At 38.5% G+C, this 22,810-nt stretch carries 21 protein-coding genes; 20 read left to right on the top strand and 1 reads right to left on the bottom strand.

Translation table 11 applies throughout. The features are described 5' to 3' along the window. Positions 1-4: 4 nt before the first annotated feature. The 4 genes from EJN67_RS04810 (at position 5) to EJN67_RS04825 (ending at position 3,002) form a co-directional block, all read left to right on the top strand. Positions 5-685 carry an energy-coupling factor ABC transporter permease gene (locus EJN67_RS04810; protein ID WP_129723111.1) on the top strand — a complete coding sequence of 227 codons (681 nt, stop codon included), beginning with the start codon at positions 5-7 and terminating at the stop codon, positions 683-685. Next, positions 676-1,389, top strand: coding sequence for an energy-coupling factor transporter transmembrane component T family protein (locus EJN67_RS04815; RefSeq protein ID WP_129723113.1), 714 nt, complete (start codon positions 676-678; stop codon positions 1,387-1,389). The genes EJN67_RS04810 and EJN67_RS04815 overlap by 10 nt, the downstream gene beginning before the upstream one ends. Then, on the top strand, positions 1,377-2,207 hold the full coding sequence (locus EJN67_RS04820) for an energy-coupling factor ABC transporter ATP-binding protein (RefSeq protein ID WP_129723115.1): 831 nt from the start codon (positions 1,377-1,379) through the stop codon (positions 2,205-2,207). The genes EJN67_RS04815 and EJN67_RS04820 overlap by 13 nt, the downstream gene beginning before the upstream one ends. Before the next feature lie 84 nt (positions 2,208-2,291). Further along, entirely contained in the window at positions 2,292-3,002 is a 711-nt protein-coding gene (locus EJN67_RS04825) for a phosphatase PAP2 family protein (protein ID WP_129723117.1), read from the top strand. 16 nt (positions 3,003-3,018) lie between these two features. Here the strand turns inward: EJN67_RS04825 and EJN67_RS04830 are convergent, their stop codons facing one another. After that, entirely contained in the window at positions 3,019-3,807 is a 789-nt protein-coding gene (locus EJN67_RS04830; protein ID WP_129723119.1) for an amidohydrolase family protein, read from the bottom strand. 135 nt (positions 3,808-3,942) lie between these two features. On the opposite strand from EJN67_RS04830, the gene EJN67_RS04835 reads away from it, so the two are divergent. The 16 genes from EJN67_RS04835 (at position 3,943) to spoVE (ending at position 22,784) form a co-directional block, all read left to right on the top strand. Next, the gene (locus EJN67_RS04835; RefSeq protein ID WP_207207965.1) at positions 3,943-4,710 is read left to right on the top strand and encodes a hypothetical protein; all 768 of its coding nucleotides are present in this window, start codon (positions 3,943-3,945) and stop codon (positions 4,708-4,710) included. A gap of 91 nt (positions 4,711-4,801) precedes the next feature. Then, positions 4,802-5,440 (top strand): adenylate kinase, encoded by a 639-nt coding sequence (locus tag EJN67_RS04840; protein ID WP_129723124.1) that lies wholly within the window; start codon positions 4,802-4,804, stop codon positions 5,438-5,440. A 52-nt stretch (positions 5,441-5,492) separates the two neighbouring features. After that, the gene (locus tag EJN67_RS04845) at positions 5,493-6,182 is read left to right on the top strand and encodes a metallophosphoesterase (protein ID WP_129723126.1); all 690 of its coding nucleotides are present in this window, start codon (positions 5,493-5,495) and stop codon (positions 6,180-6,182) included. Between the two features lie 24 nt (positions 6,183-6,206). Then, positions 6,207-8,261 carry a UvrD-helicase domain-containing protein gene (locus tag EJN67_RS04850; RefSeq protein ID WP_129723128.1) on the top strand — a complete coding sequence of 685 codons (2,055 nt, stop codon included), beginning with the start codon at positions 6,207-6,209 and terminating at the stop codon, positions 8,259-8,261. Position 8,262: 1 nt separating this feature from the next. Beyond that, positions 8,263-10,461 (top strand): ATP-dependent helicase, encoded by a 2,199-nt coding sequence (locus EJN67_RS04855; RefSeq protein ID WP_129723130.1) that lies wholly within the window; start codon positions 8,263-8,265, stop codon positions 10,459-10,461. Continuing rightward, positions 10,451-11,164 carry a PD-(D/E)XK nuclease family protein gene (locus EJN67_RS04860; RefSeq protein ID WP_129723131.1) on the top strand — a complete coding sequence of 238 codons (714 nt, stop codon included), beginning with the start codon at positions 10,451-10,453 and terminating at the stop codon, positions 11,162-11,164. The genes EJN67_RS04855 and EJN67_RS04860 overlap by 11 nt, the downstream gene beginning before the upstream one ends. Before the next feature lie 141 nt (positions 11,165-11,305). Then, positions 11,306-12,043 carry a C40 family peptidase gene (locus EJN67_RS04865; RefSeq protein ID WP_165000738.1) on the top strand — a complete coding sequence of 246 codons (738 nt, stop codon included), beginning with the start codon at positions 11,306-11,308 and terminating at the stop codon, positions 12,041-12,043. 249 nt (positions 12,044-12,292) lie between these two features. Further along, the gene (mraZ, locus tag EJN67_RS04870) at positions 12,293-12,724 is read left to right on the top strand and encodes a division/cell wall cluster transcriptional repressor MraZ (RefSeq protein WP_129723135.1); all 432 of its coding nucleotides are present in this window, start codon (positions 12,293-12,295) and stop codon (positions 12,722-12,724) included. Between the two features lie 23 nt (positions 12,725-12,747). Then, the gene (gene rsmH / locus EJN67_RS04875; RefSeq protein WP_129723137.1) at positions 12,748-13,683 is read left to right on the top strand and encodes a 16S rRNA (cytosine(1402)-N(4))-methyltransferase RsmH; all 936 of its coding nucleotides are present in this window, start codon (positions 12,748-12,750) and stop codon (positions 13,681-13,683) included. Positions 13,684-13,697: 14 nt separating this feature from the next. Beyond that, on the top strand, positions 13,698-14,174 hold the full coding sequence (locus EJN67_RS04880) for an FtsB/FtsL family cell division protein (RefSeq protein WP_129723139.1): 477 nt from the start codon (positions 13,698-13,700) through the stop codon (positions 14,172-14,174). A gap of 31 nt (positions 14,175-14,205) precedes the next feature. After that, a complete protein-coding gene (locus tag EJN67_RS04885) occupies positions 14,206-16,338 on the top strand; it encodes a stage V sporulation protein D (RefSeq protein WP_207207966.1) in 2,133 nt (710 codons plus the stop codon). A gap of 89 nt (positions 16,339-16,427) precedes the next feature. Then, on the top strand, positions 16,428-17,882 hold the full coding sequence (locus EJN67_RS04890; RefSeq protein WP_129723143.1) for a UDP-N-acetylmuramoyl-L-alanyl-D-glutamate--2,6-diaminopimelate ligase: 1,455 nt from the start codon (positions 16,428-16,430) through the stop codon (positions 17,880-17,882). Continuing rightward, positions 17,879-19,264 carry a UDP-N-acetylmuramoyl-tripeptide--D-alanyl-D-alanine ligase gene (locus EJN67_RS04895; RefSeq protein WP_129723145.1) on the top strand — a complete coding sequence of 462 codons (1,386 nt, stop codon included), beginning with the start codon at positions 17,879-17,881 and terminating at the stop codon, positions 19,262-19,264. Before EJN67_RS04890 ends, EJN67_RS04895 begins: the two co-directional genes overlap by 4 nt. 1 nt (position 19,265) lies before the next feature. Then, positions 19,266-20,261 carry a phospho-N-acetylmuramoyl-pentapeptide-transferase gene (gene mraY / locus EJN67_RS04900; RefSeq protein WP_129723147.1) on the top strand — a complete coding sequence of 332 codons (996 nt, stop codon included), beginning with the start codon at positions 19,266-19,268 and terminating at the stop codon, positions 20,259-20,261. A gap of 11 nt (positions 20,262-20,272) precedes the next feature. Then, a complete protein-coding gene (gene murD, locus EJN67_RS04905) occupies positions 20,273-21,643 on the top strand; it encodes a UDP-N-acetylmuramoyl-L-alanine--D-glutamate ligase (RefSeq protein ID WP_129723149.1) in 1,371 nt (456 codons plus the stop codon). A gap of 4 nt (positions 21,644-21,647) precedes the next feature. After that, the gene (gene spoVE / locus EJN67_RS04910; RefSeq protein ID WP_129723151.1) at positions 21,648-22,784 is read left to right on the top strand and encodes a stage V sporulation protein E; all 1,137 of its coding nucleotides are present in this window, start codon (positions 21,648-21,650) and stop codon (positions 22,782-22,784) included. Positions 22,785-22,810 lie beyond the last annotated feature (26 nt).

Below are 22,810 nucleotides of genomic sequence, written 5' to 3' on the forward strand. Positions count from 1 at the left end.
TATAATGAGTCATATACACTTACCAGATGGTGTACTTAACAATGTATGGTGGTTACTTTTATCTGCATATGTGGGAGCTATACTTATAGTGTACATATCCCTTAAGGGAATCGACCGTCATCAGGCAGTAAAGAAGGTTCCAATGACAGGAGTGGTGGCGGCTATAATGCTTGTAACCATGTCAATACCCCTTGGTTTTATACCATTTCATATAAATTTTTCAGTATTAAGTGGTATACTGGCAGGGCCTAATCTGGCATTTACAGCTATATTTGTAGTAAATATCATATTGGCATTTATAGGACATGGAGGTATTACTGTAGCAGGCCTCAATACTATTATAATAGGTGTTGAGATGTATGTAGGCACAAAGTTATTTCATGTTTTTAGCCGCAGGATGAGCCAACCATTATCCGCCGGTTTTTCTACATTTATAGCTCTTATGGTATCTACAGCTCTCATGTTTGGAGTGTTAGCGATGTCTGGAAATCTTGATATGGAGCACATGTTACATCATCATGATGGGCATGAAACACATATAACTGACCAGGCTCACAAAGGAGAACAGATAGGATTTGGGGCACTATCTGTCGTGCTGTTGCTTGGCTTTACTATCGAAAGTGTAGTTACTGCACTAGTAGTATCTTTTTTAAGAAAGGTAAGGCCTGATCTTATATGTATTTAGCGTATTTTGATTATATATCCAATAATGGCAGTAGCCCTTTTCACAAGGCGCTGCCATTATCCAAGATAATTTTGTCCATCTTTATGCTTATATTTATAATATCCACTGTCAATTTGATAAAGCTATGTATCATGCTGATATTTGTTATAGTTTTATTTCTTGTTGCCCGTATCCCATTGGGACGGATAGGGCATTTGGCCATATATCCTGCTATATTTAGTGCGATATTTGCACTATTTAAGATAGGGGAATCAAAGGCACTTGCGTTAGCAATAGTATTAAAATCTGTGGATGCAGCTCTTGTTATGCTCTTTTTATTTTCAACCACCCCATATATCCAGATATTATCGCTGTTTTCCGTATTTATGCCTCCTATCTTGGTTGATATATTTATATTTACATACAGGACATTCTTTATCCTTGTGGACTCCATAGCAAATACGCTGAAAAGCATGAGGCTTCGTGGGGGATATCATAGGCTGGGGCTTGGTAAAAATCTCGCTAATATGGCTAGAGTGCTAGGGGTTATAATACTCCATTCGTTTGAGATGAGCGAACGTATGTATAGGATATATATGTTAAGGGGGTATAATGGGGGAATAAAGATCGGAAGGGCAAAGGGAAATATGGGTTTAAACGATTTAATGCTATTAAGCCTATCTTTGCTTATATTTATTGGGATGGTGATGACATGGAAGATTTAATAAGAGTTAAATGTTTAAAGCATGTATACCCAGATAATACGGAGGTTAGCATATGCGGACTGGATTTTGTAGTAAAAGAAGGGGAACGGGTGGTTATATTAGGTCCTAATGGTGCCGGCAAGACTACTCTCCTTGAACATATACTAGGTCTTTTATCGCCGGTTGAAGGTAAGGTAGAGGTTATGGGGATGAGACCGGATAAAAGATTCAATGATGTACGTAAGGATATTGGTGTAGTATTTCAAAATGTGGATGAACAGATAATAGGTCCTACTGTATACGATGATATAGCTTTTACCCCATTAAATGACGGGGTTGACAAAGAAAAAACAGAAAAACTGGTAAGGGATATCTCAAAACGTCTAAGGATAGACCATCTTCTAGATAAGATCCCGCATTATTTAAGTGGTGGACAGAAAAAGAAGGTGGCACTGGCGGGAGCGATGATAATGCATCCTAGAATTTTGATAATGGACGAACCATTTGATAGTCTCGATCCAAGGGCTAAGATGGATATGATAAATTTTTTAAATGATATAAATAGGGAATGGGGTACCTCTCTTGTGATAACAACCCATGATATAAATCTGGTACCCCATATTGCCGATAAGGTATATGTGATAGCAGGCGGGAGGATAATACACAATGGAAGCCCGGAGGATACCTTTAGTAAGGTAGATATACTGAAAGAGGCCAATTTGGAGCCACCTGTTCTCATGGAACTATTTTTTCGATTGAAACGTAAGGGGTATGATTTAAAAACTCCCCATGATATGGATGAGGCAGAAGAAATTTTATTAAATATTTTAAAAAAGTAATAAAATATTAAGATATTTTATATAGGTTTTGTAGTATAATGCTTATCAGAAGTTGTGAAATATTTGTTAAAGGGGTTTTTGTAAATGCTGCAGTCTAAAGATGAAAATACTAAATGGTCTAGAATTAAGGGTATCATTTATGAGTATAAGCATTATGCTTGGGCCTCGATGTATGGAGTGTGCCAGATTTGGTTTAACTATTGTGAAAGGACAATAGAGCCTAAGTATTATATGGTATCAAGATTGGATTATCACATACCTTTTATAAAATGGTTTGTGATTCCCTATTTGTTTTGGTTTGTATATATGGGTGTTATATTTTGGTATGTAGGGAAGGAATCAAAAAAGGAATTTTATAAATTATGTATATATATGTTTGGCGGAATGTGCGTATGCTATACCATATATATGGTATTTCCTAATGGGCAAAACTTGCGCCCTGTTATAGTGGAAAACGATATTCTATCTAGAATGATAAGGAATATATATATGACTGACACACCTACAAATGTGTGCCCTAGCATACATGTATATAATTCCATAGCAGTACATATGGCTTTAAGGCGTTGTGGGATGCTAGATGACAAGCCGGGAATAAAACTCATATCTTTTATATGCATGGTGCTCATATGTGCTTCTACCATGTTTATAAAGCAGCATTCCATAAAGGATGTGATGTGGGGGACCATTTTAGCAGCTGTTATGTACTTTCTGGTATATAATATGCCGCGATTTGTACAACGCCATATATTGGTTACCAATCAAGAAGAGGTATCGGCAAAATCAAACATTTAAATGGAGTGATAAAATATCACTCCATTTTTAAATCCAACAGCTCAGATGCATTTTCCCAAAGTATTGCCTCCTGTTCTTTGGTTGTTAGTGGAAGATGGAAAAATCTATCCAGTTCTTCCTTATGTGAGGATACGGGATAATCGGTGCCAAAGAGTACTTTATGGGTACCATGTTTCCTTATTATATCTGTTACCTGTTTTGGAGATAGCTTGAAGAGTGTGCTGGAAGTATCGATAAAAAGCTCCTTGCCTATCAAATATTCTTCTGCTTCGGACCAACGGCAGTATCCTCCCATATGGGCTGCTATTATCCGTAGCTTGGGGAAGAGATCTAGCACCTTAGAGAGCCTTTTGGGACTGGAATAATCTACGTTTGGATCCCCTGTATGCATAAGTATTGGGAGTTTGTCCCCAATCGCCTCATATATTGGGAACATCTTTGGATCGTCTATGTAGAATTTTTGAAAATCCGGATGGAGTTTTATACCCTTAAGCCCTAAATGTTGTATGCGCTTAATCTCATTTTCAAAGTCTAGATAATCGGGATGAATAGTACCAAACCCTATTAATCTATCATCTGTATTATAGGATATAAAATTGTTTATATCTTCTACCTGATGGGCTGAGGTAGCCGTGGAACATACGACTATTTTATCTACATTACCCTGTTTTGCACTTTTAATGAGGCTATCCATTGTTGCACTACAAGGTATTTCAAGCCCATAGTATTTTCTTAAAAAATTTACTGCCTTTGGCTCAATGTTTTTTGGAAAGGCATGTGTGTGGATATCTATTATATGTTTCATTTGATCATCTCCATGGTTAAAGTTTATCCATAATGTATAATATCATATTATTACTATGTGCAAGTTGTTTTTTTAAAAATAAAGGATTTTTATATTGAATAGCGAAATAAAATATACTAGGAAGGAGTGGCGATGTTGATCAGAAAAAAAGTAGTCCTATGGAGCATCTTAGGATTGGTAATATTCATTGCACTATTATTTGTACTATATTTATGGTTTATGCTTACACCAAAGATAAAAATGCCAAATAATATCTTTGATGTTCATTTCAGCAGCGTCTTTTCCGATATCCAAAAGGGATATAAATTTGAACATAGAAAGGCGTATATCTATAAAGATAGTGCAAAGCCGTTTACTGTTACTTTTTCCAATAAAGGGGAGCTATTGAGGCTCGATTTTGATATGGCAGTAGAAAAACGTGAGGATGGTTATGACGTTTATCATTTCTCATATTATGCAAACAAGAGTTATATCATGGGGGAAAAAATTGCTGAAAAGGGTAAAAAGAACGATAAGAATGTATTGTTGAAGTTGCCCGCATATAAGATGTTTGAAAAACTTGATGATTATGCCGTGTTTAACTGGACCCAGTTGGCTCCTGGTACAGGGGATATATATGAGGCCTTTGTATGGAATTTACTAGATGAAGGGACGGAGGTGAAAAATCAAATCATACCGGAGGGATATGTTATTAAGGAACCTCCTGCAACGAATATACAATATACCGGTGTAGGTCGGCAAAAAACCGTACTTTGTGATCAAAAGGAGTGTTTGGAAATAGAAAAGGATAAAGCAGAAATATTGGACAAACCGGCTATAGTGCTGACTATAGTGCCCCTAAAGCTTCAGGACGATGTTTATAGTGGTACTGCACAGGTCAATATAGTTGGGATTTTGGAATAAAATCTTGTAATTAGGTTAAATTTTTAGTAAAATCATTCTTATAAAATGAAAAACAGTAGAATAGTAAAAATTACAGCAAGGAGGAAAATAGGTGTATATTGTATTATTAGGCCCTCCAGGTTCCGGAAAAGGGACACAGGGGCAGATTCTAGCAAAACGATTTGGTCTTAACCACCTATCTACTGGAGATCTTTTTAGGGCGATATTGGGCGACGAGGACCACCCATTATATCCTAAAGTGCAGGTGGTAAAAGAGGGTAAATTGGTATCTGATGATGTGGTAAATCTGGTGGTAGAGGACGCCCTAAATAAAGAGGAATATGAAAGTGGCGTGATATTCGACGGATATCCAAGGACAGTAGCACAGGCTGAGGCCTTAGATGATATGCTATCTTCTAGGGATAGAAAAGTAGATATGGTAATAGACTTTGATGTAACCGAAGAGGTGCTTTTAGATAGGTTATTGGGCAGAAGGGTGTGCTCTAGCTGTAAGGGTGTTTTCCATAAAAAGCAAGGGTATGATAAGTGCCCCAAGTGCGGTGGAAAGCTTATTACGCGGGATGATGATAATGAAGAAACTATAAAGGAACGTTTTGAGGAGTATAAGAATAAGACTGCTCCCCTTCAACAATATTATAAATCGGGAGATTCAAAATATATCTGCATAATGGTGGATGATGTGGACAAAACGCCTGACGATATACAAAAACAGATAATAGACAAGATTTAACATAAAACCGTGATGCCCGGCACCACGGTTTTTTACTAAGGAGTTATTATTTATGAAAATATTTGCAATAAGTGATTTGCATTTATCCGGTTCCAATCCTAAACCCATGGACATCTTTGGTTCCCATTGGCAGGGACATTGGGATAAGATAAAGGCAAGCTGGCAATCAAAAGTAAGACCAGAGGATATAGTGCTTATACCAGGTGATATTAGCTGGGCCATGAATTTGGGAGAGGCAATAATGGATCTAAATGAGATAGGTGCCATGCCCGGGCGGAAAATACTCATGAAGGGTAATCATGATTACTGGTGGAGTTCTATATCAAGGGTGCGCAATGCTCTCCCGCCTAATATGTACGCCATACAAAATGACTATTTAGAGCTCGACGGTCTTGTGTTTTGTGGGACTAGGGGCTGGACTGCACCTGGCGGTAAGGATTATACAGAGCACGACCAAAAGATATTTGAGAGGGAGCTAAACAGGCTTATACTATCCCTTAAGGATATACCTATGGATAAGGAGATCATAATGATGTTCCACTATCCACCCTTCGATGATAGGGGTAAAAAGACAAAGATTATGGATATAATAGAGGGTTATCCCATAAAACATATACTGTTTGGGCATTTACATGGTGATAGCCTAAACAATGTGACGGAAGGATTGATAGATGGAATAAACTATCATCTGGTATCATGTGATTATTTAAATTTTGAACTAAAATTGATAATGGAGGTATAGATGTATTAGGGGAGGGTGGGGTGTATGTTACTTGACAAGAAGCAGCAGGAGATATTGAACTTGCCCATAAACAGCAAGGTAATTATAAAGGGATGCGTAGGCAGCGGTAAGACCACCGTTTTGAAGGAGCGGTATCTAAAATTGATACGAGATGGACTTGATTCATCAAGGATACTGGTGATGGTTTTAAACAGGGGCCAATCTCTTATATGGCAGGAAGAAGTGGATGATATGGTTCCAGGTGAGGTTATGCGTACTTCCTACTTTGGTTTTGTACAAAGGGAAGTGAGGACTTACTGGCCCGTAGTGCTTAATGTTTGCTCAAAAATAAGGCGACATGATATAGAGCCTAATTATCTTTCTTTTGAGGCTGCCCAACATTTGATGAATCAGACCATAGATAGGTACAGGGAACGGGGTTTTTTACCTGACATATCGGCTCCATCCCACGATATAGGTATGCAGCTTATGAACGCATTGACAAGCGCTTCTCTGGCAAATATTCCATATAACCAGATAGGAACAAGGCTATATGGCGGTCGATATGATGCCAATCTTATGGATATGGCCCTATATGACCAGATGGATACAATAATAGAAGATTATATAAATAAGTGTCTGGAGTGCGGGTGTCTAGATTATGCAATGTCTGCTTACATATACAATGATATATTGCTAGGGGATGATGTATACCAAGCGTCCTTAAAAGATAGGTTTGATGCATTGTTAGTGGACAATTGTGAAGAGATGACACCTGCTGCTGCTAATTTGATAGATTTTTTGCTGTCAAATGTAAAAGATGCATTCTTCTCCTTTGGCTATGATGGGGGATATAGTAGATTCTACGGTGCCCACCCCGAGTATGTACTAAAGGTAATAGAACCTCAGTGTGCATCATTTTCCCTTGATAAGAGCTATACCTGTACACAATCCATGTGCCGTTTTGCAAGAGAATTTGGCGATGGCATAAAAACAGGGCTTATACCTTTTGTTCTTGTAAATACTGTTGATATAGAATGGGCTATAGATACGGATCTTCGTAGTGAAATGCTGGATAGAGTGGGATGTACTGTACAAAAGCTTGTTGATGAAGGGTATGATCCAAATGATATTGCTGTCATATCGCCTTTTGTGGATCCAGTGCTTGAGGGAGTATTACATAATTTCTTAAATGATAAGGGGATAGAAGTTGTAAACAGCACTAGGAGGCGTAGGGCCAAGGATAACAGTTTTATAAATGCCATGGTAACATTTGCTTCCATTGCCCATCCGGAGTATGAAATACTGCCAGATCGCAAGGATATAGGGGATGCAGTAGGTCTCATATTAGGTATTGATCCTATACGTGCGGATCTTCTTGCCCAGGCCATAGTCCGGGAAAAGCCTTATATGCTGCCTGCAGTAGAGGATATAGCATGGCGAGGACGCATAGGTATAGAAAATTCAAAAAAATATGCATATGTAAGGGAATGGCTTTTAGATTATATAAAAGGTCCTTTTATCCCAATAGATGGGTTTTTTAAGCGGATGTTTATGGATATATTGGTACCGCTTCCCCAATCTAGACAAAATATAAACTATTGTAAACAGCTTATAGATACTGCTTCAGCCTTTTTAGATAGCTTGTCAGCTATTGAGGATGAAAAAAAAGCAGGACGGGAGTTTATACTCACTATTTTAAAAGGGGCCAAGGGTGCAGAGACCATCTTGGATATGCAGGAGGTTATGGAGAGGGAAGGAGTGCTCCTTACGACGCCCATAAACTATCTATCCACATCTAGACATAAAAAGGTACAGATATGGTGTGATATAAGGAGCAATATTTGGCTCCCTAGGGATATAAAGGAGCTATTTAACCCTTATGTATTATCTGTTGACTGGGATATGGATGGGAGATTAACTCCAGATAAGGAAGAATATTTTGCCTTCGAGAAGCTATCTGTCATAGTAAAATCCCTGCTCTGTCGCTGTGGGGAGCGGGTTATACTATCATCTAGCAGGTATAATGGACAGGGATATGAAGAGGAAGGACTGCTTGCCATGTTTTGGGACAAGGCATTAAAGGGGAGGGACAGCTGATATGGACATATACTTACGTCCTGGACAGGATAGGGTTATGGAGTATGATGGGGGGTATTTGGCAGTTCCAAGTGTGCCAGGTGCCGGCAAGACTTTTATACTTACCCAGCTGGCTGTCAAGCTTATAAGGGAGACAGGAGAGAATATACTTATAGTTACATATATGAACAGTGCTGTTGCTAATTTTAAGCAGAGGATATCAAAAGCGTTGGAGGCGGAAGGCTTAAATCCAGTAGATGGATATGAGGTAATGACCCTCCATTCATTGGCAATGAAGATTATAAAGGAAAAGCCTGATAGGTTATTCATAAATGATGAATTTCAGATAGTGGATGAAAATGAACAAAAATCTATAATAACTGATGTATGTACTAGATTTATAGAGGAAAATACTAAAATGTTTTATTCACTTCTCCCGCCGACTTCACAGGTATCTAGCCATGAATACCGTAAGGCGGATATGAAGAAATGGTCAGATGCATTCATTCGGCTCGTGGGGCCATTTATATCCTATATAAAAGTTGCGGGATGGAGTCCGGATAAACTAGATGATGTATTAAATGAAAATGGACATTTCTTTATGCTCGACTGGTGTGCCGAGGTGTACAGGATGTATCAGGCAGAGCTTTCTATAAGGGGTGTGCTTGATTTTGATGATATACTGGCCAACGCCCTTTATGCATTGGAAAGATATCCTGATATATTGGAAAAATATCAAAATAGGTATGGATATATATTTGAAGATGAGGCTCAGGATAGCACTCCAATTCAGCAAAAGATGCTAATGCTTTTGTGTAAAACCCATGGTAATCTAGTGAGGGTTGGTGATGGCAATCAAGCCATAATGTCTACGTTTACGGCATCAGATCCAAAGCTGTTTAAAGACTTTTATAGCATGGATAGCACATGTATTCAACCCATATGGCTAGCTAGCAGGAGCTGTGAAAAAATAATTGATCTTGCCAATTATTTTGTATCATGGTCGAGGGAAAATGATGTCATTCCACCTGAATGCCTAGATGCGCTTGAGAATCAGTATATACAACCGGTTGATAGAACTGATCCCTACCCAAATCCTGTGCCTGAGGTCTATCCTTTGTGCTGTAGACAATTTCAAAATCTAGATGATGAGATGGATTTTGTAGCTCGATCGGTAGGTAAATTTATTAAAAAGCATCCGGATAAGACAGTAGCTGTATTGGTACCTAAAAACAGTTATATACAATTGCTCATAAAAAAACTTGAAAAAAAGGCAATCCCTTATAGGGAGCTTACAAGCTATCCAAAGGATAGGGCATATACCGCTAATGTAATAGGTGCATTTCTTGATTACCTATCCACCCCGTCCGATAATAAAAAGCTGCTTGATGTACTCAATTTTCTGCCTAAATTTGAAGACATAAAGGGTTCCCGTCATATACGTCAATTTTTGAGCAAGGCAAATCTAGAGGATATTTTTTATCCAATAGATTCTAAAATTGATGGAGATATGCTACCTAAACAGGTAATCGAAGAGGGATTGTGGGCTGAGTGGGAAAAATGGCAAGAGGTTTTCAAGGAACTCATGGAGATGTCTAGCAGTATGCCGGAATATTTAGTATTGCATATAGGAGAGAGGCTTGATTTTGACGAGCAGCAAATGGCCATAGCACAGAAAGTGGCAGGGGATATCAGATATTTCACAATGGCCAATCCTTCCTGGTCACTTAAGGATCTGGCGGAGGAGCTTAAAAATATAAAAAATTCATATAATTACTTTGCCGGCGTGGTATATGACATGGAAGGATATGAACCAAAGGCGGGAGAGGTGACTATAGCGACATATCATAAATCGAAAGGTCTTGAATGGGATGGTGTGTTTTTAACCTGTCTGAATACCGGTGATTTTCAGGCAAGGCTTGATGATCCTTTTATGGGTGATTTAAACATGCTCAGTGAAGAATATAAAAATGCTCCTGCTATAATACGGGCTGAGGTTGATCGATTAACGGGTAGGCGTAGTATAGATAATGCAATTATCCAGTCTAGGCTAGATACAATAGGTGAAAAGATGCGCCTATTGTATGTGGGGATTACAAGGGCAAAGATTAGCCTAGTAATCACAGCAAGTGGCAGTACATCTGCATATTACAATGTACTGGCGAAGTATATAAAATGGGATAAAACAAGGGCTTTAGGGGGAATGCATAATGAAAGATGATTTTTATTTTAGCCAGTATGCCCTAAATGAATTTAGACATTGTCCTTTGAAATTTAAGTATCGTTATATAGATGGATTATACTGGGATAATGATAAAGATGATGAGTTCAAGATGAGCATAGAAAAGGGCAAAAACTTTCATCTAATGGCCCAACGCTATTTTTTAGGTGTACCGGATAGCAATGCATATATGGAAGAATATGCTGAGCTGAATGAATGGATAGATGATTTAAAGCAATTTGTCCCAATAGATGATAGGGTTAGATATTTTCCAGAGTATGAGTTGCGGGTTAGGGATGAAAAAAGGATTAGGGCAAAATACGATCTTGTGGTAATAGACGAAATGGACAATATTACAATATATGATTGGAAGACCGAACATCATGAGTTATCTCCTAAATGGGCAAGGGCACAGCTTCAGACAAAGGTATATCTATATGTAATGGCAAAGGCGGGTGGACTGCTAACAGGAAGTGAAGTGGTGCCGGAACAGATAACCATGGTATATTGGCAGCCTGTATATGCTAAATATCCCATAAGGCTTCAATATTCAAAAGAACAGTTTGAAGATGACTATATATGCCTGAAAAGGCTCATAGATGAGATAGAACAGTTTGATTATGAGCTTTATGATATGACAGGCAGAGAAAAAAATTGTGAACGTTGTGAGTATTGTTATTTCTGTAATCAAAAAAAGGAGTAAAAGTTAAGGAAACATAGCAAATGTTATGAAAATATTAATACAACGTAATAGAATTGTAATAATTACAGAAAATCAGGTTTGCCCCCTTTAAGGACAAGGGTTATAATGATAAAAGCGAGAATAAAACTAGGGGGGACTGTTTTGAAAAAATTATCTAAAGTGGTATGCTGTGTATTGGCAATTGCCATCTGCTTGTTGGTATTAGCTGTAGACAGCACAGCTTATGCAGCTTCACTTCTGAGAGAAGGAAGTAGGGGCAATGAAGTAACAAAATTACAGCAGGTGTTATATAACAAAGGATACATAAAAAAATCTCATATAACTGGTTACTATGGTCCCATAACCAGGGAAGCAGTGAAGAAATTCCAAAGGGACAATGGTCTTAAGGCTGATGGTATAGTCGGAAAAAATACAAGTGCAAGGATGTTTAATTCATCTTCTGCAAGCTCAAGGGGTTCTGCAAGGGTTGAAGCAAATATAGGTTTAGATTCATCGCAAAACATTATAGATTTTGCAATGGGGTTTGTTGGCAAGCCATATCGTTATGGAGCTTCAGGCCCGAATGCATTCGATTGTTCTGGTTTTACTACATATGTGTATAAGAAATTTGGTGTAAAATTGCCAAGAAGTGCAAATTCCCAGGCCCATGGTTCATATGGTATGACCATATCAAAGAATCAACTAAGACCTGGAGATTTGGTATTTTTCAAAACCACATCTAATAATAACAATCCTGTAAATCATGCAGGTTTGTATATAGGGAATGGCAAGTTTATCCATGCATCTTCTTCTAAAAGAACAGGTGGCGTAAAGGTAAGTTCTTTAAATTCAGGATTCTATCAAAGATGCTTTAAATGGGGTAAAAGAATAGATAGATAAACTCAATAAAATATTAGGTATTAAGCACTATTTTTTGTATAAAAAATAGTGCTTTTTTAGTGCTCATAATATGCATCTAATCTTAAAATACTATCAAATCAAGTTTTTCATGGATGTATATGATTTGGGCATTTATATATTTTCATTCAAATAAATGCAGGAATTTTCTAAAAAATAAAGAAATAATAATAAAGTGGTTGAAAGTGGGGTAAAGTGGTGTCATAATAATATATAGGGGTGAGTTGGGACATGTTCATTGGGGAATACCAGCATACAATTGATGCAAAGGGCAGGATTATAATGCCTTCTAAATTCAGGGAGCAACTTGGAGATACCTTTGTAGTTACCAAGGGCCTTGATAATTGTCTGTTTGTATATCCCAATGATGAATGGATGGAACTTGAGAAAAAACTACGCACCTTACCCCTTACTAGCAAAGAAGCCCGTGCATTTACTAGATTTTTCTTTGCAGGGGCCACTGAATGTCAGCTGGACAAGCAGGGACGTATTCTTATCCCTGCCAATTTACGTAAACATGCTGCATTGGAGAAGGATGTAGTCATAATAGGCGTATCTTCACGTATAGAGATTTGGAGTAAGGATATGTGGGATGGCTATAATGAAGATGCAGATTTAGACCATGATGCAATAGTAGAGCACATGGCAGAGTTGGGTATTTAATAAAGTACATTGGAGGACTATATATGCAATTTAACCACACACCTGTCCTGTTGGATGAGGTACTTGAAATGTTAAAACCCCATCCAGGGGAGATCATGGTAGACGGTACGCTAGGCGGTGCTGGACATGCTATTGAGATAATAAAATCCGTTATTCCAGGGGGCAGGTTGATAGGTATAGATAGGGATACTAATGCACTTGAAGCAGCAGAGAAGAGGCTTAAAGATTTTGAAGGAAATTTTGTATTGCTACATGACAATTTTGTTCATATAAAGGATATATTATCTAGACTTGATATAAGTGGAATTGATGGAATGCTACTAGATTTGGGGGTATCATCCCATCAGCTAGATACGGCTGATAGGGGATTTACATATAAGGTGGACGTACCCCTTGATATGCGCATGGATCCGACCCAATCATTTAGTGCTTGGAATGTGGTAAATGAGTATTCTGTTAGGGAACTGACTAGGGTTATAAGGGAATATGGCGAGGAGAGATGGGCATCACGTATAGCTAAATTTATCGTAGATAGCAGACCGGTAGATACTACAGGGGAGTTAGTGGATATTATAAAAGCAGCTATACCCGCATCGGCAAGGCGAACTGGAGGGCATCCTGCAAAGCGAACTTTCCAGGCTATACGCATAGAAGTCAACGATGAACTAGGTATATTAAAACAGGCCATCACAGATGCAGTAGATGTGCTAAATCCAGGCGGAAGGTTGTGCATTATTACATTCCATTCTTTGGAGGACAGGTTGGTAAAGCAGACTTTTAGAATGCTAAAGAATCCTTGTACCTGTTCGCCTCAAGCACCCATATGTACCTGTGGTAAAAAACCTGTTGTAAATCTTATAAATAAAAAGCCAATAACATCTACACAGGAAGAATTAAATCTAAACCCTCGATCCCATAGTGCAAAACTTAGAGGATGTCAAAAGCTGCATAAAATATAAGGAGGCTGAATAAATTGTTAGTAGCGCAAGAACAGGAATATTTAGTAACTCAGGAAGACTGGCAGGAGGTTGAACGTCAAACGCGGCAAAATACTCAGCCGAGGCCAAAAAAAAGGGCAAAACCGAAGAATAGGGTAAAACCTATCATAACCTTGCTTTTAGTATTTAGTATGGCATGCTTAGTAGTGGTGCGCTATGCAAAGATATCCGAAAATCACCAAAAAATACTGGAGATGGAGGCAAATCTTAAAAAAAGCTATAGCGTTCAAGATGCACTAAAAGTAGAACTGGCCGAAGGCGGAGACCTAAACAATATTGAAAAAGTAGCCAAAGAAAATTTAGGTATGAATTATCCTGCAAAGGGTCAGATACAGATCGTTCAGCTTCCTGATAACAAGCAAGTTTCTAATAAAAATAGTGCAGGAAGTAATGCCAATCGGCAACATTCCATAAAAGATGTATTTACAAGGATTATAAGTTTTTTAGACTAGCAACCCTTATATGGGAGAGGGGGAGTTGTGTTTGACAGCGCCAAAGGTTACCAATAAAAAGAGGTTACTGTTTCTGCTTATGGGGGTAACCCTGATTTTTTTTATACTGATTGGACGTCTGGCTTACGTTCAACTGGTATGGGGTGTTGATCTGCAAAAGAAAGCATTGAGTCAATGGACCAGAGAACTACCTGTTGCACCTAAACGGGGTATTATCTATGATAGAAATGGTAATGTGCTGGCCCAGAGTGCCAGTGCTGAAACGGTGGCCGCACGGCCCAATCAGATAAAAGATCCTAAAAAGGCAGCTCAAATGCTGGCACCAGTACTAGAAATGCCTGAAGAAGATATTTATAAGAAGATATCCGATAAGAAAAAGTCTGAAGTATGGATTAAAAGGCAAATATCTAAAGAGATGGCTAATAAAGTTCGAGAACTGGATATAAAGGGAATAGTATTTACTGAGGAGAGCAAGCGCTATTATCCAAATAAAAATCTCGCATCACATATAATCGGATTTACTGGAGTTGATGGTGAAGGTCAGGAAGGTATAGAGCTGTTTTATGATAAGCAGCTTAAGGGATTTCAAGGTAAGATTGTGACAGAAACAGATGTAAGGGGGCGGACTTTGCCCTATAATGTAAGCAGATATATACCGCCTGAGAATGGTTGGAACTTGGTTTTAACCATAGATCAGACCATACAACATTTTGCTGAAAAGGCAGTAGCTGATGCCATGGAGCACTATAAAGCAAAAAAAGTGTATTGTATTATAATGGAGCCAAATACAGGTGAGATTTTGGCAATAGCCAATCGTCCTGATTTTGATCCAAATGATCCACCAAGAAACTTGGATTTTAATGAAATGCAAAAATATATAAAGAATATCTCTGTAAAGGATAATTTAGATCCTGGTTCTACATTTAAGATTTTAACTGCTGCATCAGGCCTTCAGGATGGTGTAGTAAGCCTTGATAGTACATTTGACTGTCCTGGGTATAAGATGGTGGATGGGCAGAGGATAAAGTGCTGGAAGGCGGGAGGTCATGGGCATGAGGATTTCAAAAAGGCAGTTCAAAACTCGTGTAACCCTGTTTTTATGGAGATTGCACTTAGATTGGGAACGGATAAGTTCTATAAATACATGGATGCCTTTGGACTAGGACAAAAAACGGGTATAGACATTTTAGGCGAGGAACAAGGGGTTGTAATGAACAAAAGCAGGGTGAAAAATGTAGATCTTGCACGTATGGGGTTTGGTCAGGCAATAGCGGTTACACCAATACAGCTTGTAAATGCTGTCTCTGCAGTTATAAATGGCGGCAATCTAATGGAACCCCATTTAGCCAAGGAATTTAAAGATGAAGAGGGAAATGTAATAGAGGAAATAAAGCCTAAAAAGGTAAGACAGGTAATTTCAGCTGAAAATTCTAGAATAATGTGTGATATATTGGAGAGTGTTGTATCGGAAGGCGGCGGCAAAAACGCATATATACCAGGGTATAGGATAGGTGGCAAGACAGGAACTGCCCAGAAGTATGGGGAAAATGGGAAGATAATGCAAGGTAAGCATATATCATCTTTTATAGGATTTGCACCTGCTGAGGCGCCACAGGTAGTAGTACTTTTTATGGTGGATGAGCCACAGACACCGGTTGATTTTGGAAGTGTAGTTGCAGCACCATATGTAAAGATGATATTGGAGGATACATTAAAATACCTAGAAGTAGAACCTATCTTTGATGAAGATACAGAGGAATATAGACAAATGGTAGAAGTACCAAATGTTATAGGATTGCCGCTAACTGAGGCTGCAAAACAGCTAAAGGATGCTAAACTTAACTATATTGGTGAGGAGACAGGTACTATCGTAGAAGACCAAATGCCAAAGCCGGGAGCAGAGGTAATGGTAGATACTACAGTGCTTTTATATATGAAAAGGGAAAATGCCCAAAATGCTGAACAGGGCGGGAGTGGGCGTGCAATAGTACCAGATCTAGCAGGAAAGTCCATAAGGGAGGCCAATCAGTTATTATCATCCGTAGGGCTTAAGATGACCATACAGGGAAGCGGTATTGCAGTATCGCAGCAGCCAGAGGCGGGAGAAGAGGTTGATAAAGGGAGCACTGTTACGGTAAAATTTGACGCTCCTGAGGAAGAATAGCCATATATTAGCATGGATTTCCATAAAGTGAGTATACTATAGATAATTCAAAAGATAATTCAAATTATTCCTATAATGGAGGAGCAACGATGAAACTTAATGATATATTGAGGGAAGTACCATATATTAAGGCAGATGGAGATTTAAATATAGATATACAGGGTTTACATTATGATTCACGAAAGGTTACCCCTAATTCAGTTTTCTTTTGCATAGAAGGCTTTAAAGTTGATGGGCATGAGTTTGCCGGCTCTGCTGTATCTAAGGGGGCAAGTGTAGTTGTGTTGAGAAGGGATATACCCCTTCCATATGATGTCACTAAGGTGTTTGTAGAGGATGTAAGGCATAGTATGGCCCTTTTTGCCTCGGCTTTTTATGGTCATCCTAGCGATGAATTGACTTTAATAGGTGTAACTGGTACTAATGGTAAGACTACAATTACATACATGATAAAATCCATACTTGAGAAAAGCGGTGAAGCAGTTGGCGTCATAGGTACTATTACAAATATGATAGGAAAAGATGTATTGCCATCGGAGCATACTACGCCTGAGTCTGTGGATCTACAGGCACTACTAAAGGAGATGGAAAATCGCGGTGTAGGTAAAGTGGCTATGGAAGTATCATCCCACTCCCTTAGTCTTGACAGGGTTATAGGATGCAATTTTGATGTGGGGATCTTTACTAATTTAACACAGGATCATCTGGACTTTCATGGTACGCTGGAGAATTATTTAAAGGCAAAGGCTAAACTATTTGATCTAAGCAAAACAGGTGTTATCAATATAGATGATAAAAGTGGACAGATAATACTCGAGGGCATAAAAGGGAAAAGTATCACCTATGGCATAGATAATCATGCCGATGTCATGGCTGAAAATATTAATATTACAGCTAAAGGTTCGGAATTTGACCTATGTATATTGAACAAGGATAAGGTACATATATCCCTTAATATACCAGGAGATTTTAGCGTATATAATGCACTAGCATCTGCTGCTGCCTGCCATGCAGTTGGCGTACCCACACAGGATATAAAGGATGGATTGGAAAATTTACAAGGTGTGCCTGGTAGATTTGAGCTATTAAATATCAATACACCATATTCCGTTATTGTGGATTATGCCCATACACCAGATGGTCTGAAGAATATATTAGAGACTGCCAGGAATATAACAGAGGGGAGACTCATTACTCTGTTTGGCTGTGGAGGCGATAGGGACGCAAAGAAGCGACCAATCATGGGAGAGATGGCAGGTAAATTTTCAGATCTGTGCATAGTGACATCTGACAATCCTAGGACAGAGGAGCCTATGGCTATTATTAAGGACATACTGCCTGGTATAGATAGGACAGGTTGTCCATATGTTGTCATTGAAAACAGGCGGGAGGCAATATCCTATGCCCTTAAACATGCTCAGCCGGGAGATGTTGTAATATTGGCAGGGAAGGGACATGAAACATATCAGATTTTAAAAGATCGTACCATACACTTCGATGAAAAGGAGATAGTATCTGAGCTGTTAGGGAGGGATACTGAATGATGCCACTAAGCATAGGAGATATAGTAGGAGCAGTAGGCGGGAGACTGGTTCAGGGTAATCCCGAAAATACTATAAATGGCGTTAGCATTGATAGTAGAAATATAGAAAAGGGAAATCTTTTTATCCCCATTGTAGGAGAGAGATTTGATGGGCATGATTTTTTAGATCAGGCTGTAGATAAGGGTGCTGGAGCTATATTGACAGCACAGGATGTATCAATGCCCACCTCCATATCTGTCATAAGAGTAAGGGATACTAGAGAGGCATTGTGGAAATTAGCGGCATATTATAGAAGCCTATTTGATATACCCATCATCTCCATAACGGGTAGCAATGGAAAAACGACGACTAAGGATATGATATATGCTGTTTTAAGTAGTAAATATAAAGTGCTTAAAACACAGGGGAATTTTAATAATGATATAGGTATGCCACTTACCATCTTCAATCTGGATAACAGCTATCAAATGGCAGTGTTGGAGATGGGGATGAGTGGTTTTGGGGAAATAGATAGACTAGCACGTATTGCAAGACCAAAAGTAGGGGTAATAACAAATATAGGATTATCTCATATTGAAAAGCTTGGCAGTCAGGAGAATATACTTAAGGCAAAGATGGAAATTTTAAACTACTTCGAAGATGATTGTATCGCCATATTAAATGGGGATGATAGATTGCTTTTGAGTATAAAAAAAGAAAAATTACCATTTAGATTAGAATATGTGGGCACAACCCCCAATGCAGATATAGTTGCCGAGAATATAGTAATAAAAGGTGAAGAAGGTATAGCATATGATATGCATATGGGAGATACATCATATAATATAAGTCTTAAGGTACCAGGGGTACATAATGTATATAATAGTCTCATGGCTATTGCAACGGGGCTTATTTTTGATGTACCAATGTCCCTTATACAAGAGGCGTTGGAGAATTTTGAAACGGGAGATATGCGCCTTAATGTATTTAATACACAGGATGGTATAAAGGTTATTGACGATGTATATAATGCCAGTCCTGCTTCTATGAAGGCAGCAATCGATATTTTACATGACTTTAAAGGACAAAGGAAAATAGCTATTTTAGGTGATATGCTGGAGATGGGTGAATATGCTCAAGGAGGGCATAGGGAAGTGGGAAAATATCTGGCTGAAAAAGGTATAGATATTCTTATTACCAAGGGAGATCTTAGTGAGTTTATAGGTAGGCAGGCAAAAGATGATGGAATGTCAGAGCAATACATACACCATTTAAAATGTAATAAAGATGTAATAAACTTATTACGCACGCTGGTAAAAGAAGGGGATACTATATTAGTGAAGGGTTCTCGTGGTATGAAGATGGAAGAGATTGTGCAATATTTTAGCAAGGGGAGGCAGTAAAATGCAGCAAATTATATATGCAATAATCCTGGCTTTTGCACTCACGCTAGTATTTGGAGTGCCAATAATTCCTGCTCTTAGAAGGCTCAAAGTGGGACAGCATGTAAGGGGAGAAGGGCCTAAGACTCACTACAAAAAAGAAGGTACTCCTACAATGGGAGGCATTATATTTTTAATACCACTGGCATTGTCTTCTTTGATTTTGGCAAGGCATAGTTTAGACTATATAGTGGTAGCAGTGGTTGTAACATTGGCCTTTGGCCTTATAGGATTTCTAGATGATTATATAAAGATAGTAAAAAAACGTTCGCTTGGGCTTAAAGCCTATCAAAAGATAATAGCCCAAATAGGTGTTGCCGTTATATTTGCATTATATGCATATAATAACCCAAATGTGGGTAGTAAAATTTATATACCCTTTAGCCAAAATGAATGGGATCTTGGGGTATGGTATGTACCTTTTATTGTATTTGTAATAATAGGTACGGTGAATAGCACTAACTTAACTGATGGATTGGATGGATTGGCAGCAGGAGTTACCTTAGTAGTATCCTCTGCTTTTAGCATAATAGCGTATTTTGCTGGCTCTAAGGCGATGGATGAGGGATTGGCGTATTTGGGAGCAAATTATCAAAATCTCGCAGTGTTTGCAGGTGCCCTTTTAGGGGCCTGTATGGGTTTTTTGAAGTATAATGCATACCCTGCTCAGGTTTTTATGGGGGATACAGGGTCCATAGGTATAGGAGGTGCCATAGTAGCGCTGGCAGTACTGCTTAAAATTCCCCTATTTTTACCCATATTAGGTGGGGTATATATGATAGAGGCCATATCGGTGATAATTCAAGTGGTATCGTTTAAAAAGACCGGTAAAAGGGTATTTAAGATGGCCCCTCTTCACCATCATTTTGAGCTTAAAGGTATACATGAAACAAAGGTAGTTACAATGTTCATAATGGCAGCCATAGTTTTATGCCTAGTAGGATTGCTAGCGGTATAGGAGGAATGTAGTTGAAGGGATTAAATGATATAAAGGACAAAAAAGTTTTGGTAGTAGGTATGGCACGAAGTGGAGTATCAGCAGCTAGGGTACTTAAAGGACTTGGTTGCCGTGTCATTGCCAATGATATAAAAAAAACTGATGAATTAAGGGATGTAGAGCAGGAGCTGGGTCCATTGGGGATAGAGCTGTACTTTGGAGTACAACCTGATGATATTGTAGAACAGATGGATATGGTGGTTATAAGTCCAGGTGTACCCATATACACCCCTTTCGTTCAAAAAGCAAAGGAAAATGGTATAGAGGTCATAAGCGAGGTGGAATTGGCGTATAGATTGTGTAGTGCGCCGATAGTTGCAATTACCGGCACCAACGGAAAGACTACTACCACCTCCCTGATTGGTGAAATATTAAAAAATGCCCATATGAATACATATATAGTGGGCAATATTGGCAAACCATTTGTGGCCCAGACTAAAAATATACAAGATGGGGACGTTGTAGTTGCTGAAATAAGTAGCTTTCAACTGGAAGGTATAAAATATTTTAAACCTAAAATTTCAGTTATATTAAATATTACACCTGATCATCTGAATAGGCATAAAACAATGGAAAACTACATAAATACAAAGGCGAAGATATTTAAAAATGCCAATGAAAATGACTATGTAGTGCTAAATAGTGACAACTCCCTATCAGCTAGTTTAGATGACAGAACAAAGGGTAAGGTATTATTTTTTAGCAGTAGTAAGGTATTAGATAGGGGGGCTTGGGTACAAGATGGTATGGTAATAGTAGATGTGGGAAATGGTAAAAAAACTGTATGCCATGTGGACGATATATTCATTCCTGGTAGGCATAATCTAGAAAATGCACTGGCTGCTGTCTTAGTTACCAGTATACTAGGAGTTGATACTAAAACTATCAAAAGTACCTTGAAGAGTTTTAAGGGAGTGGAACATAGGATAGAATTTGTCGATGATATAGAAGAAATAAAATTCTATAATGATTCCAAGGGAACCAATCCTGATGCCTCTATAAAGGCTATACAAGCTATGAAGGGGCCTACCGTCCTCATAGCAGGAGGAATGGATAAGGGTTTGGATTTTTCGGATTTTATTGATGCATTCGATGATATCATAACTGATATGGTGGTATTGGGAGAAACAAAGGATAAACTTATCCAATCAGCATCCGATAAGGGTTTTCACAATGTATACAAAGTGGAAACTTTAGAACAGGCCGTTTTAAAAGCTTACGATCTGGCAGTGCCAGGGGGCAATGTACTATTATCTCCCGCCTGTGCCAGCTGGGATATGTTCAAGGATTATGAGGAGAGGGGTAGGATATTCAAAGCGGCCGTAAAAGCGTTGAGGAGGTAGTTGGATGGGAAGGAAGGGTACAAAGAAGAAATATCCTAAAAAGAAAATTGATTATCCAATATTTATTATAACCTTGACGTTGGTATGTATTGGCGTAGTTATGGTGTTTAGTGCTAGTTATTATTATGCTAACCAAAAATTTGGGGATAGCTATTATTTTTTTAAACGCCAGGGCATGTGGGCTATAGTTGGGTTATGTGGAATGATATTTATGGCCAATTTTGACTATTGGAAGTTAAAAAAGTTTTCAAAGCCCCTACTGCTTATCAGTATTGCCATGCTAGTTGCAGTATTACTTATAGGTGATGAAAAAAACAATGCTACAAGATGGCTTAGTATAGGTAAATTAAGTGTGCAGCCTTCAGAAGTGGCTAAATTATCCCTTATAGTATATATGTCTGAAAGTATGTCCAGAAGGCAGAAAAAATTGAAATCCTTCTGGCAGGGTATTGTGCCCTATCTTTTAGTAACTGGCGTATTCTTTGTACTTATAATCAAACAGCCAAATCTCAGTACTGCCGGCACCCTTGTTATACTTACATTTATAATGATGTTTGTAGCAGGATGCAGCATGAAGCATCTTTGGGGTCTGGTGGGGTTAGGAGCATTGGGAGCAGCAGCACTGATACTCCGTCCTGGAGACAAGGAGGGCGGAAGATATTGGTATAAAAGATATATAGCATTTAAGGATCCTTGGGTAGATCCAAATGGTAAAGGATATCAGATAATTCAGTCATTGTATTCCTTGGGCTCAGGCGGTTGGTTTGGTATGGGGTTAGGTGAGAGCAGACAAAAATATCTCTATCTGCCCTATTCTGAAACGGATTTTATATTTGCAGTTATAGGAGAAGAATTGGGTTTTATAGGTGCTACTATAATTATGCTTCTATTTTTAATACTTATATGGAGAGGGATTCGTGTAGCCATATCGGCACCTGATTTATTTGGTAGTCTGTTAGCGACAGGTATTATATCCATGATAGCCATACAGGTAAGCATAAATATTGCAGTTGTCACAAAATCCATGCCTCCAACTGGGGTGCCCCTGCCATTTATAAGCTATGGAGGTTCGTCATTATTTTTGTTTATGTCGAGTATTGGGGTGCTTTTGAATATATCAAAATACATCAAGGCAAACTAATCGTTATGTAGGCTGCACCTTGTTTA

The sequence above is a fragment of the Xylanivirga thermophila genome, from assembly GCF_004138105.1.
Classification (GTDB): Bacteria; Bacillota; Clostridia; order Caldicoprobacterales; family Xylanivirgaceae; genus Xylanivirga; species Xylanivirga thermophila.